The organism is Christensenella sp. KGMB01412, from assembly GCF_055522415.1.
The window spans coordinates 133,380-148,225 of record NZ_JBVFVW010000006.1 but is presented as its reverse complement, the minus strand read 5'-3'; the positions used below and the strand labels follow the sequence as shown (position 1 = coordinate 148,225).

Sequence of the window (14,846 nt, the reverse complement as noted above, 5' to 3'; positions counted from 1 at the left end):
AAAGTAAATACAGTTTAAAGGCGCAGATAAAATAGCTGTTGTCTTTATAAATATAATTATTTTAGGAGGAATAAAATGAAAAAAAGTATTGCAGTATTGATTTCTGTCTTATTGGTTGTCTCGCTTTGTCTGGTAGGGTGTAGTGGAGGCGGTTCTGGCACTGTAGCAAGTCAGGATCAGCCTGCAGAAAAAAGTGCTGCGGCAACGGAAGCCATTGCAACGGAATCTGCGGAAACGTCCGCAAGTGCAGCCGGCAACGCGGCATCTGGAAATGAAGATCTGTTAGTCTTTATTGCCGATACGACAAACGAATCCCAAGGGTACTCCGCAAAACAATTTGAAAAATATGGAAGCGAATATGGTTTTCAGGTAAAAATTATGTCAGATGAAGGAGACGCCCAGAAACAATCCACGGCGATTGGCAATGCTGTTACGGCAGGGGCAAAAGTAATCTTTGTAAATCCGTGCGATATCAATGCAATTGTTCCCGCATTGCAGAGTGCGAAGGATGCTGGTGTGAAAATTGGTTTATATTCTTCTGATTTAGCTGAAGAAAACGCTTCCGTGCGTGATTTCTTTGTAGGAGCGAACGATGACGATGCTGGGAAATTCGCGGCAGAGGCATTCAATAAAAAGTTTCCGGATGGAGCCAAAATTGTCGAGGTAATGGGGCAGACCGGTCACGACGCACAGATCAAACGCCACAGTGGTTTTGACAAGTATAAGAACGATAATATTGAAGTACTGGACAGCAAAGGTGTAACGCAATGGGCGACAGCTGAAGCCATGGCAATCATGGAAGATTTCATTGTGAAGTACGGGGATGAAATACAGGGTGTTTTTTGCCACTGGGATAATGGAGCGACGGGCGTTATCGAAGCGCTAAAATCCGCGGGGATGAATGACGTATATGTCGTGGCGGTTGACGGATGTAAAGCAGGGTTTGACCAGGTTGAGTCAGGGGAACAATCTGTAACAATCATGCAGAACTTTGTAACAATGGCTCAAAAAGCTATGGAAGTAGCGCGCAACGCAATTGATGGCAAGGATTTCGAAGTCGTAAACTACATTGATTTTGACGTAGTTACAAAAGATAATATTAAGGATTTTGAAGTCCCGGAATGGTAAGCTTTGGGCATTGAGGGATTGGTAAGACTCGCTCCGGTTAAGCTGTACGGAGGCGAGTCTTGCTTTTCAAAACAAATGGAGGGAAAAACATGGAAAAGGATAAAGAACCGATTTTAATCATCGAAGATGTCAACAAGTCGTTTCCAGGTGTTAAGGCTCTCAATCATGTATCCCTTGAAGTAGGGAGAGGGATTGTCCACGGGATCATCGGCGAAAACGGAGCAGGAAAATCTACTTTGATGAAGATTCTATCCGGCGTATATACGAAGGATTCCGGCACAGTGATATTTGATGGAAATACGATTGAACATACGACTCCTATTCAATCACTGAATATGGGCCTGAGCATCATATATCAGGAACTTAATTTAGTTAACAGTATGAGTGTAGGCGAAAATATTTTTCTTGGAAGATTTAAAGAGCTAAATGGGATGAAGGGTGTTCACAGGCAAGCAAAAGAGCTTCTTGACAGCATTGGATGTAAAATAAACACCTATACGCTTGTGGAAAAACTGAGCGTCTCGGAAAAGCAAATGGTGGAAATCGCAAAAGCGTTATCATTTCGTTCTAAGCTAATTATCATGGACGAACCGAGCAGCAGTTTAACGGATGAAGAGTTGGAGGGCCTGTACCAGATCATTGAGGGATTAAAACAAAAAGGAATTGCAATTATTTATATCAGTCATAAAATGGATGAAATTTTCAGGCTGTGTGAAACTGTTACGATCATGCGTGATGGCAACGTAATAGAGACAAACAGGATAGGGGCATACACCCGGGAAGATATTATTGCGAAGATGGTGGGCCGCTCTATTGAAATGGAGTTCCCGGAAAGGCCAAGGAGCCAGGGAAATGTGCTTATGGAGGTAAACCATCTTAATTCCCATAAACTGCATGATATTTCCTTTCAAATCAAATGCGGCGAAATATTGGGCCTTGTCGGGCTTGTCGGTGCCGGGAGGAGCGAGATCGTCCGTGCTATTTTTGGTGCAGATAAGGTGAAAGGCCATACGATCAAGATGGCGGGGAGACCTGTAAATATCCGCAGGCCAGCAGATGCCATTAAGGCCGGTATTGCATTTGTACCAGAGGACAGGAAGGAGGAGGGCCTTGTGTTGCCATTCAGTGTGGAACAGAATATTTCGATGGCCGCCTTGAAAAACATAAGCCCAAACAGCTTTGTGAATAAAAGCAGAGAACAGGAAATGGCAAGGGAGCAAATCAAGGCGCTGGAGATAAAGACACCCTCTGAAAAGACCAAGGTGGTCAGTCTTTCCGGCGGGAACCAACAGAAGTGCATTCTGGCACGCTGGCTCGAGATGAAGCCTAAGGTACTTATATTGGACGAGCCTACGAAGGGGATCGACGTTGGCGCGAAATACGAGATTTATCTTCTGATGAAACAAATCGCAGAAAGCGGCAGCGCTATTATTCTGATATCCTCCGAGCTACCCGAAGTATTGAATATGAGCAACAGGGTACTGACGGTCAGCGAAGGAAAAATTACCGGTGAATTCAACCCTGAGGGAATCAGTGCTGAAGTAATCATGAAAAGTGCTTTGGCATAATGATGGGAGGATGACAAAAGATGGAAGCAATCAATGAAAAAGGACGCGCCCTTAACCGGGCGGGTAAATTTATCCAGACAAATTTGGTGCTTGTTGTCCTGATCGTTCTGGTCGTGATTACAGCAGTGGCGGAACCCCGGTTTGTTTCAAGCGCGAATATCGCAAATATATTAAGGCAGTTCGGTCCCCTTGCCTTCGTGTCACTGGGGATGACTTTCGCAATTATAGCCGGATTTATCGACCTGTCTGTAGCAGGAATTATCAATCTGACAGTTGTAGTTACCATAACCCTGATCGACGTGCTTGGGCAGGTCCCGGCGCTGTGCGTGGGACTGCTTGTTGGAGCGGGCGCGGGTTACCTGAACAGTAAAATACTGATTTCTGGCGGGGCTACAACGCAGGCCCGGGCACTATTTATTACTTTTGGGATGAGTACGATTTATGGGGCTCTTGCACTCCTTATTTCCGGTGGCTCGACAAAGCAGTTAAGGTCGCTGGGATCGGATTATTCTCTTTTCCAATCGATCGGACAGGATGGATTTGGAATATTGCCAGTATCGTTTATCATTTTTCTCGGCTGCCTTGCAGTTCTCTATATCTTCCAGTCCAAGACCTATATGGGGCGGGCGATCAATCTGACGGGAGGAAATAAAAAAGCAGCAAATCTGGCGGGTATTCCTGTAAACAGAAGTATTACAATTATATTTACATTATCAGGTCTTATGGCGGCGGTAGGCGCAATCGTGTTATTTTCCCGTGTGACCTCAGCTTCACCGCTTATCGGCGAAGGGTATGAAACAAACGCGATCCTGGCTGTTGTAGTCGGCGGCTCATCCCTACTGGGTGGGAACGGAAGCGTGTTAAAGACCGTTCTGGGCGTGTTGCTCGTCACCCTCATGTCAAATTGCCTGAACCTTTTGGGTGTGTCAACCTATATGCAGGTTGTTGTCAAGGGGGCGATACTTGTAATCGCTATCTGGCTTGACAACCGCCGGAAGGTATGAGGAGGGGATTGTATGAATACGGAATTGACTTTGGGTAAGAAAGTAGCAGACGGTCTTTTGAAACAAAAGGCTCTGCTTGTAGTCATCATATTATTGGCCTATATGGCGTTCGGGCATCCCGAATTTTTCTCTTCTTTCAATTTGATGGATATGCTGAAACAGGCATCTGTGAACGAAATGATCGCGTTTGGAATAACGATCGTAATCATTTGCGGCGCGTGTGATCTGTCTGTGGGGGGTACGATGTGCGTCTCGGGTATCTTGGCAATCCTGCTCATGAATGTCCTGCCAATGTGGATCGCAATTCTGGTGGCTGTCGGAGCGGGGGCGTTAGTCGGATTTATCAACGGCTTTTTTGTGGTAAAGCAGAGGACGGAGCCGTTTATTATTACGCTTGGTATGGGGATGCTGTTGAAAGGAGTATGCCAGCAGCTAACGGATGCAAAACCGATCCAGCCGGGCAATCAGGAATTTATGCAGTTGGCGAACGGGAAGATCTTGGGGATTGTTCCAAATATCGTAGTTGTAATGATTTTGGCCTTTATTGCCGTATTCGTATTGCTGCGGTATACGGCGTTTGGCAGGAACTGCTATGCGATTGGCGGGGACTATTCTGTGGCCCAGTACTCGGGCATCAATGTGATACGGACAAAATGGGTTGCCTTTGTCCTGTCCGGTGTAATAACTGCCGTGGCAGGAGTAATGCTGTCCTCACTCATGAATTCGGGTGCTTCTACCTATGGCGATAATACCGCTATGCTCGTTAATTGCGGCGTTGTTGTAGGCGGCACTTCGTTTGCCGGTGGGGTAGGCGGCGTATGGCAGTCTGCATTGGGTATGTTTGTTCTGGTTATACTGTCCAACTGTATGAACCTGATGGGAATCGATCCATATGTCCAGCAGGCCATACAGGGAATCGTTATCGTGGCGATTATCTGGCTGGATTGCTATACGCTCAAACGCGCAAGGGAAACCGTTTGATTATGGAGTATGCTTCTTTTGAAAGAAAAATACGATTGAAAAGAAAGAATAATCGTGCTAAAATGAAATAAAAAATGATTGGCTAGTATATTATGAAGAAGCGTGAATTGGATATTTTAAATATTGTCACAAAGCAGGAAAGCGTAGAAGTCTCTAAACTGGCGGAAATGCTCGGGGTATCCTCGGTGACGGTGCGTAAAACGCTGGACAGTCTCGAATCAAGGAAGCTGATCCGGCGGGAGCACGGGTTTGCACTGGCGATTTCAAAGGACGACATCAATAACAGGCTCGCGGTCAATTATGAAATCAAACAACGCATCGGAAGAGAAGCGGCAAAAACTGTTTCCAACGGAGAAACGGTGATGATAGAATCCGGTTCCTGCTGCGCCGTACTGGCCGAACGTCTGGTCAATGAAAAACAAAACGTCACAATAATTACAAATTCCGCGTTTATTGCGGATTTCATTCGGGAAAAGCCGTCGGCTAAGGTGATCCTTTTGGGAGGCGAATACCAGAATGAAGCGCAGGTAATGGTTGGCGCGATTGTCAGAAAATGTGTAGAGAGCTTTTGCGTCGATAAATTTTTTATTGGAACTGATGGATTTTCGGCTAATACCGGATTTACGGGAAAGAACCTTGACCGGGCTGAAGCGGTGCAAAATATGGCAAAGCAGGCAAACAAAGTCATCATTTTGACGGATTCCAGCAAGTTCAGGCAGCAAGGGGTTGTGATGCTACTGCCTACGAAGGCCATAGATACGGTTATTACGGATGAAGGGATCGACAGGCAGACGGAAAATTTGCTGCGTGAGAGTGAAGTGCAGATTGTCAAAGTAAAAGGGATGCCAAATGATTTGGAGCCGGATACTACAATGAAAAAAACATGAAAACAAAAAGCCGGTAAGGATACCCTCCTCTACCGGCATTTTATTTGTGGGATGATCAGAAAAACGCTTCCACGTCATTTTCGAAAAAGCGCTGTTGGAAGGCCAACAGATCGGTTTCATGAAGCGCGTCTGCTTTTTCGTAATCATATGCCAATCCCAGCATAGAATATTTTTTTTCACCAAATTGATGAAAAGGCAGGAGTTGGACACGTGCCAGACCGAGTTCTTTTATAACGCTGCAAAAGGCATCTGCATCACTGAGCGAGTTGTTAAAACCGGGAATCACGGGAATACGCAGCAATACATTTTTTCCACTTTTGACGGCACGCCCTATATTTGAGAGAATAACCTCATTCGAAACGCCTGTTTTTTCTTTATGCTGTCCGCTGTCCCAGTGTTTCATATCTGTAAGCAGATAATCGGCATGTTTTGTCACTTTATCAAACGTTTTATAAGGGGCATAGCACGAGGTTTCGATTGCAGTTCCGATATTCTCTCTCTTTGCCGCACTGAGTAAGAGGTCCGAAAACTCAGGCTGACAAAGCGCTTCACCGCCCGAGAGAGTGATTCCTCCCCCGCTTTCCTCATAGAAAGGAGTATCCTGACGACATATCTCGAGGACTTCCTGAACCGTCATTAAACGGCTGTCTGATTCCAGCGCACCTGTGGGACAGGCAGATACGCAGGTTTCGCAGCCGGTGCATTTCAGGCGGTCAAAGCGAAGGCTTTGATCAGCGAATGAAATAGCCTGATTGGAGCACATGCGTACGCAGCTGCCGCACCTGGCGCATTTTGAGAAATCCCAGAGGATTTGCTTCCCGCAGGACTGGCTTTCCGGGTTGGAACACCATGCGCAACGAAGAGGGCAGCCTTTCAGAAACACAACCGTCCTGATCCCCGGACCATCGTTTAAACTGAATTTCTGGATATTGAAGATAAGCGCTTCCATTTATGCCATACTCCTTTAAAATATTCACTTACGAAAACATTATAACAAGATAAAAAAGTATTTTCAATTACGAATGAAAATATATTTTATTGCAAATAAAAAATATTTGATATTTATAGGAAATTTATCTTGATAATTGATATCTATATGATATAATAATTACGAATGAAACTATAAATACTTTCTTTAAAAATAAGGGGCGGTAAAGATGCTTTCAGTAGGAATTGATATTGGCGGAACAAAAATCGCATATGGTTTATTTGACCGGAACAGGAAACTGATCGGTAAAATGAGGTCGCAGACTCCGCAGAATTTGGCGGCCGAGGATTTTTTCCAATATGTGAAACGTGACGTTGAAAAAATGGCTAATAAAAGTAATGGTTTATTAAATGATATTGAAGGGATTGGGGTTGGAATTCCCGGTTCTATACGTTATCCGGATGGATATATCGTTGTAAATTCCAATATTCCAAAATTAGCAGGTTTTGGGGCTGGGGATTACCTGAAAAAAATTTTCCCTGGCGCTGCAATCGAGATAGATAACGACGCACATGCGGCGGCATTGGGAGAAAACCGTTATGGAGCGGGCAAAGGGCACGACCATATGATTTATTGTGCCGTCAGCTCAGGGATATCTTCTGCGGTCGTCATTGATGGTAAGCTGTTTAAAGGAAGCAATGGATTTGCGGGAGAAAGCGGGCACATGCTGATTACGCCGGATCAGAAAAGGGAGGTTTATTGCCCGTGCGGGAATGATGGGTGCTTCATGAGTTGGTGCAGCGGGCAAATGATAGCAAAACATCTATGTAAATGGGTTGAGGAAGGCAAGAAAACCACAATCAGCGACATGGTGGAATGTCCGGAAGAGATTTCAACTCTGGAAATCGTGCGGGCATGGGAGCATGGCGATGCGCTTGCGGGGAAAGCAATCAAACAGATGCAGCACTATTTCGCTTTATGGTTTTTTAACATATATGTGTTTTTAAATATTGACTGTTTTGTTCTGGGAGGTGGTTTGCTGAAGCTAGGCGGCCGCTTTTGGAACGAGATATACAGACAGTTTGAAGGATATAAAAAAACGGGTGAAAAAGTTATTTTCAAGGAAGCGGAGCTTGGCGATGATATGGGGATCATAGGCGCCCATGAATTGCTTTATTAGATTTTGCAAGCAGATGGAGGGATGAATCAAATGAGCAAAGTTATAGAGAACTATTTTGGCGAAATGACAGGAAGGATGAGAAAGTTTCGTGAAGAGCTTGTCGACACTAAACCATATATTTGCGTAGAACGTGCGTTGATAACAACAAAAGTATACCAGGAAAACCAGGATCAGCCTTTGGCAATCAAACGTGCGATTATGCTCAAGAACATTCTTGAAGGCATGAGCATATTTATCGAACCGCAAACCCTGATTGTTGGTAACCAGGCCAGCAGTAACCGCAGTGCGCCGATATTCCCGGAGTATGCGATGCAATGGGTGATAGACGAGTTAGACCAATTTGAGCATAGGGATGGAGACGTTTTCTATATAACAGAGGAAAATAAGCGCAAGCTGCGCGACATCGCGCCTTTTTGGGAGCACAATACAGTGCTTGACCGGGGACTTGCAGCGTTTCCTCCCCACAGTAAGCTATATTATGATCTGGGAATTATCAAATCTGAAGGCAATATAACCTCGGGCGATGCCCATTGTGCTGTCGATTACGGCAGAATGCTTCAAGTGGGATTGAAGGATTATGAGCGGAGAACAAAAGAAAAGCTGGAGGCTCTTGACTTAACGGATTACAAAAATATAAAAAAAAGCTATTTCTATCGAGCGATCCTGATCGTTATCGAGGGAGTCAGGGCCTTTGCAGCGAGGTATTCAAAGCTTGCGGACGAAACAGCGGCGCAGGAAAAAGATCCGGTGCGCAGGGCGGAACTTCTGGAAATCAGCCGGATACTTGCGAAAGTCCCCTATGAACCGGCTTCAAGTTTTCATGAGGCGGTCCAAAGTGTTTGGCTGATCCATCTCATATTACAGATCGAATCCAACGGTCATAGTCTTTCCTACGGGCGCATGGACCAGTATTTATATCCTTTCTATGAGGCCGATATTCGTAGCGGAAAAATCGACGACGACAGGGCAGATGAACTATTGTGCAACCTGTGGCTCAAGACCTATACAATCAATAAAGTAAGGTCGTGGAGCCATACGCAATTCAGCGCAGGCAGCCCACTTTATCAAAATGTAACGGTGGGAGGGCAAACGACTGACGAAAAAGATGCTACAAACGAGCTTTCAAGGCTTATACTGAAGAGCGTCGCACAATGCCATCTCACACAGCCTAATTTGACTGTAAGATATCACAAAGGCTTGACTCATGAATTTATGAGGGAATGTGTAGAGGTGATACGTTATGGCTTCGGTATGCCGGCGTTTAACAATGATGAAATTATTATTCCAAGTTTTATCAAATATGGAGTTTCACATGACGACGCCTATAATTACAGTGCCATCGGCTGCGTGGAAACCGCGGTGCCGGGCAAATGGGGCTACCGTTGCACGGGAATGAGCTTTTTGAACTTTCCCAAGGCTCTGTTGATTGCGATGAATAACGGCGTGGACCCGGCTTCCGGTGAAAGGGTATGCGAAGGGACGATGCACTTTAAAGACATGAAGAGTTTTGACGACCTGCTGGAGAGCTGGGATAAGGTGATACGTGAAATGTGCAGGCAGTGCACGATCATCGACGCAACCTGCGATATGGTCTTGGAACATGATACGGCCGATATTTTATGCAGCGCCCTCACGGACGATTGTATAGAGCGCGGACTTAATATGAAGGAAGGAGGTTCCGTCTACGATTTTATTAGTGACTTGCAAGTAGGCATCGCAAATCTGGCGGACAGCCTTGCGGCCATTAAACAACTAGTATATGAAACTAAGCAGATTACGCCGGCAGAATTATGGGAAGCACTGCAGGCAAATTTTGGGGGCGAAAAAAACGAGCGGATCAGAAAGCAGCTTGAAGCTGCGCCCAAATATGGCAACGACGACGATTATGTGGACGAGCTTGTGGTAGACGCGTATAATGTTTACATCGACGAAATGAAAAAGTACCATAATACCCGCTATGGGCGCGGACCGATCGGTGGAATTTATTATGCAGGAACATCTTCTATATCAGCCAATGTTCCGCAGGGGGCAGGCACTTTGGCAACGCCCGATGGAAGGAAGGCGGGCGAACCGCTGGCGGAAGGTTGTAGCCCGAGTCATGAAGCTGACAAGAATGGGCCGACAGCAGTATTTAAGAGTGTGGCCAAGTTGCCGACTGAGGAGATTACAGGAGGAGTCCTCCTCAATCAGAAAGTGACGCCGCAGATGCTCCAGAAGGAAGAAAATCGCGATAAGATTATTATGTTGATGCGAGGATTTTTTAATCGGCTGCAGGGCTACCACGTTCAGTTCAACGTAGTCAGCAGGGAGACATTGCAGGACGCACAGATACATCCGGAAAAGCATAGGGATTTGATTGTGCGGGTTGCAGGTTACAGCGCGTTTTTCAATGTGCTCAGCAAAAAGACGCAAGATGATATTATAGAGAGAACGGAACAGGTTATCTAACAATGGGTAGCGGGCCATAAGCAAATCCTTAAATATTGAAAGTGCAGGGAGAGCTTTGTAACGGAATTGATACAGAAAGCGATATAGATGTTGTTTGTATTCTTTTGTCGAATAGGTTTATGTGCCGAAGGTCATACAAGAGATGAAGCATATTTATGTCTAATTATGTTGCCTGCAAAAATTACTTGCGTGTTTGGGAAAACTCCGTTCTGTAGAGCTTTGCTACAGGTAATATTCGTCAAAGTATGGCACCTGCATTTGCGGCAAGAATCCGAGTGATTTTGGCAAGGAGATGCAGGACGGAACACTGAACGATTTAGGGGTTATAGTATCCATTTGATCGTTGTATCTGTTTGGTTGACCGAAAGTCGTGGGATGGCCCTAACGGTATCACTGTGACCAATACGCTGAGGCTGCATTATCCCACGGGAGGTCGACTGCCGGGCAGAAGTTGTATAAAAACAAGGACTTGAACAGTGGTTGCAAGATTTCTAGTGAAAGATTTTGATAAAAAGTTTTTTAGGTCATTCATAAAAACGTAAGAACCAGATGTCTTCAAATAGTTATTATAGATGCTTGCGAATAAAATAGCGGCATCTTTTGGATTAACCGCAGCTAATTGAATATGCTTTACTAAGACGTTATTAATGTTGTGCATGATGACGATTTTTTCTATTTGGCATGGTGTGTATAACTATCCTTTGCACAAAATTGTCAACAATTCGCTCTTGATATTCTTTTTTCCGGCGCAGGAACGCTTTCGAGCCTGTCATCTGCGGCCGCGCCCCCTGCGGCGCGGATTGATGCTATGGAAGGATTGACCGCTTACCCGGCCATGCGACACACGCTTGACGGGTTCGGGAAGGACAGGCGAATCCTCCGTTGGGGATATATCGATATTCAGGTTCTTAATCATCTTTCGCAGCCGGTCGATCTCGTCCTCTTCCTGGTTGATAAACGTATAGGCGACGCCTTCCTGTTCGGCGCGGCCCGTGCGCCCAATACGGTGTACATAACTTTCGTCATCCAAAGGCGCGTCATAATTGATGACGGCGTCGATATTCTTGACATCAATACCCCGGGCGGCGATGTCTGTGGCAACGAGAGTATCAAGTTTGCCCAAACGGTATTCTTTCATCACCCGGTCACGCTGATTCTGGCTCATATCTCCATGCAGTGCGGCAGCCTTAAATCCCTTTTTCCGTAACTGGGCTGCCAGTCTGTCCGCCTTGTGTTTCATGTTTACAAAGATCAGCGTCAAAGGAAGATCATTGTTTTTTAAGAGTGTAATCAGGATATCATTTTTATAGCCGACAGGAATGATCGTATAGTATTGTTTTACCGTTTCCACCGCCAGGGATTCTTGCTCAACACGGATTTCCCGTGCATCTTTTTTTAAGAACTGGTTTGCGATCATATAGATTTCCTGCGGGATGGTTGCAGAAAAAAAGACGGTCTGCCTGTCTTTTGGCGTTGCGCGCAATATTTTTTCCATATCCTTGCGAAAGCCCATATCCAGCATGCGGTCGGCTTCATCCAGAACGACGGTACGGATATTTTTGAGCTGAACGGTTTGACGGTGCATATGATCCATCAGGCGGCCGGGCGTAGCCACAATGATATGCGGCGTTTTATGCAACATGTCAAGCTGCTTCTTGATATTTTCGCCGCCATATAGGGTGACGATACGTATACCGGGTTTGTTTTTTGCAAGATTACGAAGTACACCTGCAACCTGCACCGCCAGTTCTCTGGTCGGGCACAGGATAAGCGCCTGGGAAATTCGCTGCGTCCGGTCGATCTGCTGAACGATAGGGACACCGAACGCGCCCGTTTTGCCTGTTCCGGTCGGCGCCTGTACCAACAGGTCGGCTCCTTCCAGAAAGCCCCCAATGGTCAGCTCCTGCACCGGTGTGGGTTTTTCAAAATTCATGTTACGAAGGCTTGCTTGGATATCATCTGAGATACCGAGGTCTTTAAAAGGTGTTTCTTGCATTTATTGTCTCCTAAAAATAATCTTTAAGCCGTAGAGAGAACAATAAAATAGAATGTTTCCCAAACAGCCCGCTGTATCTTTCCATAAAAAAACGCATATTTCTGTAAAACCATACTGGGCTTACAAAATATGCGCGACAGTGCGGAATTGGATACTATAACTATGATAGCACAACAAGGGACTTTTGTAAAAAAAATTTCATATATGGACCAGTTTTAAGGTGCAAGGATTAGTGGAATTCAAACAGGAATATTCTCCGCGACAAGTGGTACTATTCTAAATATATCTTACCATACACAAAAAAATAAGGTATAATATTATTGGAAAAATCCAAAGTTCTATGTCCATGAAGTTGCTTAAGACAGTAAGGAAACCAGACAACTGAAGTTGGCATAGTATGGACAACCAGAAATGGTTGTCTTTTTAGAAACGCTGTATCAGTGTAAGGAATAATATTTAGAAATCCAGTATTGCGGCTGAAGTGCTGCAAATAGAAAAAACGTTGAAAACAGGGCGAAATAAGTAATCCAAGGGGTGAGGGCAGCCGGGAATTCCCGGGAAACCTTGAATGTATAAAGAATGATCTAAGGGAGAATAAGATGAACAGAGGTAATAAAATAAAACCGTTAATTTGTCTGGTTTTTTGTTTTGCTTTTTTACTGGCAGGCTGCGCAAAAACAGACAACGCCCCGGCGGAGAGTACACAGCCGGAGCAGACTGCCAACCAGCAGGCAGAACAAACAGAAAATGCGGAAACAGGACTAGTCGGCTCGCCGTGGGTTAATTCCGATCTGGCTGGGAATTTGCCCGGGCAGGCGCCGGATAGTAAAGATGATTTCCACCAGGCAGTCAACTACGATTGGCTTTCCAAAGCAGAAATTCCAGATGGATCAGTGTTGGTATCCTCTTTCACAGATTTGGAGAACCAGCGCAAGGAAGAAATATTGAAACTGATTTCTGACGATACGCTTACTGGGCGTGAAGCGGAGCTTGTAAAAATTTTGTATGCGTCGGTAATTGATATGGATACGCGCAATGAGGAGGGGGCGGAACCGCTCCGGCCATATATCGATAAAATACAGGCGGTAAGCAGCATTGAAGAACTAACAGAGCTTTTATGCGGCGGGGAGGATATGATCGCGGCGCCTCTGTGTAACCTGAGCGTGAATACGGACGATAAGGACAATTCAGCCTACGTGGTGGAAATCAAGCCGACTTCACTTTCCCTGAGCGACGCGAGTTCATATAAGGAACTGACGGATACCGCGAAGCAAAAAAAGGAAATTAACGATACGGCGTATGAAAAGCTGTTTGAAAGAATGGGATATACGGAGCAAGAGGCGCAGGCGATGAACGATGCGGCTTTTGCTGTTGAGACGCAGATTGCCACAGGTTGCTATGGGGCGGATGCGGTGGCTCGCGAAGACTACCGGGAGCTCACCTATAACGTCCGAACCCTTAATGAGCTGGAAAAAGAGTCGTCCGTATTTCCGTTGGCACAAATACTGGAAACAAACGGGTATGGTGGAAGTGAAAAATATGTATTGAGCGAGCCGGAATGGTTAAAAGTCATGAACGAGGTCTACACAGAAGAAAACCTGGAAGGCCTGAAAGCGTTATTGCTATATGACGTCTTCGGGAAAACGTGTAAATATCTTGACCAGGGGTTTCTTGATATTTACAATGAAAAAATTGCCGCAGTGTATGGAATTTCCGGTGAACAACCGTTAGAGCAAATGGCCTACGATGACTGTAACAAATACCTTGCGATGGCGGTCGGAAAGATTTATGTGGACAATTACTTTACGGAAGACGTGAAACAAGATGTGGAAGAAACCATTGATATGGTACGGTCGGTATTCAAAGAACGACTCCGCACTGAAGATTGGCTGACCGATGAAACACGCGAGAAAGCAGTGGAAAAACTGGATGCGATGACTGTTCGTGTCGGTTATCCGGATGTATGGACCGATTATTCTTCGTTGGCGCTCCGTTCCGCGGAAGATGGTGGAAACCTGATGGACAACATGGTACGCATCTATTCGTTTGAAAAGGAGCGTGCAAAGCAAAAAATTGGGACGTCTGTGCAAAAAGGCGAATGGAGCGAGTGCTATCCGCAGGAGGTTAACGCCTTTTACAATGAAAAAGATAACTCGATCAATATCCCGGCAGGGATCCTTGGCGGTGCGTTTTATGATAAAGATGGTACGCAGGAGCAACGCCTGGGAGGAATCGGCAGTATTATCGGGCATGAGTTTACGCACGCGTTCGATACGCTTGGAAGCCAATACGACAAGGACGGCAACCGGAAAAATTGGTGGACAGATGAAGACCGCGCGGCATTCAAGGAACGTACAGATAAGGTAGCTGCCTATTATGATCAGATTGAAGTGCTTCCGGACCTTACGGTGGATGGAGAACTGACGATCGGCGAAACTGTGGCGGACCTCGGTGGCATTGCCTGTATGATGGATATCGCCAAGACGATTGACGGATTTGATTACAAGGCCTTTTTCAATGCGTATGCGCAGGTATGGCGTAAATCGGCGTCGGAGGCTTTCTGCACGATGCAGACAAGCGCGGACGCCCATCCGCTGGGGTATGTGCGTACCAATGTTAATGTGCAGCAAATGCAGGAATTTTACGACGCCTATGGGCTTGGAGAAAACGATGGGATGTACGTTGCACCCGATGAACGCCTTGCGGTTTGGTAAGAAGGAAGATAT

General features: G+C 45.6%; 10 protein-coding genes. 8 read left to right on the top strand and 2 right to left on the bottom strand.

What is annotated here, in order from left to right; translation table 11 throughout:
* Positions 1 to 75 precede the first annotated feature (75 nt).
* The 5 genes from ACS5WU_RS10865 to ACS5WU_RS10845 all read left to right on the top strand — a co-directional run bounded on the left by ACS5WU_RS10865 (position 76) and on the right by ACS5WU_RS10845 (position 5,568).
* Positions 76 to 1,128 (top strand): sugar ABC transporter substrate-binding protein, encoded by a 1,053-nt coding sequence (locus tag ACS5WU_RS10865; protein ID WP_302762062.1) that lies wholly within the window; start codon positions 76 to 78, stop codon positions 1,126 to 1,128.
* Between the two features lie 89 nt (positions 1,129 to 1,217).
* On the top strand, positions 1,218 to 2,696 hold the full coding sequence (locus tag ACS5WU_RS10860) for a sugar ABC transporter ATP-binding protein (protein WP_046442951.1): 1,479 nt from the start codon (positions 1,218 to 1,220) through the stop codon (positions 2,694 to 2,696).
* Between the two features lie 20 nt (positions 2,697 to 2,716).
* On the top strand, positions 2,717 to 3,700 hold the full coding sequence (locus ACS5WU_RS10855; protein WP_059109596.1) for an ABC transporter permease: 984 nt from the start codon (positions 2,717 to 2,719) through the stop codon (positions 3,698 to 3,700).
* A 12-nt stretch (positions 3,701 to 3,712) separates the two neighbouring features.
* On the top strand, positions 3,713 to 4,681 hold the full coding sequence (locus ACS5WU_RS10850) for an ABC transporter permease (RefSeq protein WP_046442921.1): 969 nt from the start codon (positions 3,713 to 3,715) through the stop codon (positions 4,679 to 4,681).
* A 92-nt stretch (positions 4,682 to 4,773) separates the two neighbouring features.
* Positions 4,774 to 5,568, top strand: coding sequence for a DeoR/GlpR family DNA-binding transcription regulator (locus ACS5WU_RS10845; RefSeq protein ID WP_059109597.1), 795 nt, complete (start codon positions 4,774 to 4,776; stop codon positions 5,566 to 5,568).
* A gap of 55 nt (positions 5,569 to 5,623) precedes the next feature.
* Here the strand turns inward: ACS5WU_RS10845 and ACS5WU_RS10840 are convergent, their stop codons facing one another.
* Positions 5,624 to 6,517, bottom strand: coding sequence for a glycyl-radical enzyme activating protein (locus ACS5WU_RS10840; protein ID WP_046442920.1), 894 nt, complete (start codon positions 6,515 to 6,517; stop codon positions 5,624 to 5,626).
* A gap of 208 nt (positions 6,518 to 6,725) precedes the next feature.
* Between ACS5WU_RS10840 and ACS5WU_RS10835 the strand changes: the two genes are divergently transcribed.
* Complete coding sequence (locus tag ACS5WU_RS10835; protein WP_046442919.1) at positions 6,726 to 7,676, top strand: ROK family protein; 951 nt, start codon at positions 6,726 to 6,728, stop codon at positions 7,674 to 7,676.
* Between the two features lie 30 nt (positions 7,677 to 7,706).
* Complete coding sequence (locus ACS5WU_RS10830; RefSeq protein WP_302761759.1) at positions 7,707 to 10,124, top strand: glycyl radical protein; 2,418 nt, start codon at positions 7,707 to 7,709, stop codon at positions 10,122 to 10,124.
* A gap of 769 nt (positions 10,125 to 10,893) precedes the next feature.
* Here ACS5WU_RS10830 and ACS5WU_RS10825 read toward each other — a convergent pair.
* Positions 10,894 to 12,120: a DEAD/DEAH box helicase gene (locus ACS5WU_RS10825; protein ID WP_302761757.1), complete on the bottom strand. Its 1,227-nt coding sequence runs from the start codon at positions 12,118 to 12,120 to the stop codon at positions 10,894 to 10,896.
* A gap of 599 nt (positions 12,121 to 12,719) precedes the next feature.
* On the opposite strand from ACS5WU_RS10825, the gene ACS5WU_RS10820 reads away from it, so the two are divergent.
* Positions 12,720 to 14,834 (top strand): M13-type metalloendopeptidase, encoded by a 2,115-nt coding sequence (locus ACS5WU_RS10820; protein ID WP_465089156.1) that lies wholly within the window; start codon positions 12,720 to 12,722, stop codon positions 14,832 to 14,834.
* The last annotated feature ends 12 nt before the right edge of the window (positions 14,835 to 14,846 follow it).

Bases quoted from the DNA above. Each gene is read 5' to 3' on its own strand.
- ACS5WU_RS10865 (WP_302762062.1), top strand. From the start codon at position 76: ATGAAAAAAAGTATTGCAGTATTGATTTCTGTCTTATTGGTTGTCTCG.
- ACS5WU_RS10860 (WP_046442951.1), top strand. From the start codon at position 1,218: ATGGAAAAGGATAAAGAACCGATTTTAATCATCGAAGATGTCAACAAG.
- ACS5WU_RS10855 (WP_059109596.1), top strand. From the start codon at position 2,717: ATGGAAGCAATCAATGAAAAAGGACGCGCCCTTAACCGGGCGGGTAAA.
- ACS5WU_RS10850 (WP_046442921.1), top strand. From the start codon at position 3,713: ATGAATACGGAATTGACTTTGGGTAAGAAAGTAGCAGACGGTCTTTTG.
- ACS5WU_RS10845 (WP_059109597.1), top strand. From the start codon at position 4,774: ATGAAGAAGCGTGAATTGGATATTTTAAATATTGTCACAAAGCAGGAA.
- ACS5WU_RS10840 (WP_046442920.1), bottom strand. From the start codon at position 6,517: ATGGAAGCGCTTATCTTCAATATCCAGAAATTCAGTTTAAACGATGGT.
- ACS5WU_RS10835 (WP_046442919.1), top strand. From the start codon at position 6,726: ATGCTTTCAGTAGGAATTGATATTGGCGGAACAAAAATCGCATATGGT.
- ACS5WU_RS10830 (WP_302761759.1), top strand. From the start codon at position 7,707: ATGAGCAAAGTTATAGAGAACTATTTTGGCGAAATGACAGGAAGGATG.
- ACS5WU_RS10825 (WP_302761757.1), bottom strand. From the start codon at position 12,120: ATGCAAGAAACACCTTTTAAAGACCTCGGTATCTCAGATGATATCCAA.
- ACS5WU_RS10820 (WP_465089156.1), top strand. From the start codon at position 12,720: ATGAACAGAGGTAATAAAATAAAACCGTTAATTTGTCTGGTTTTTTGT.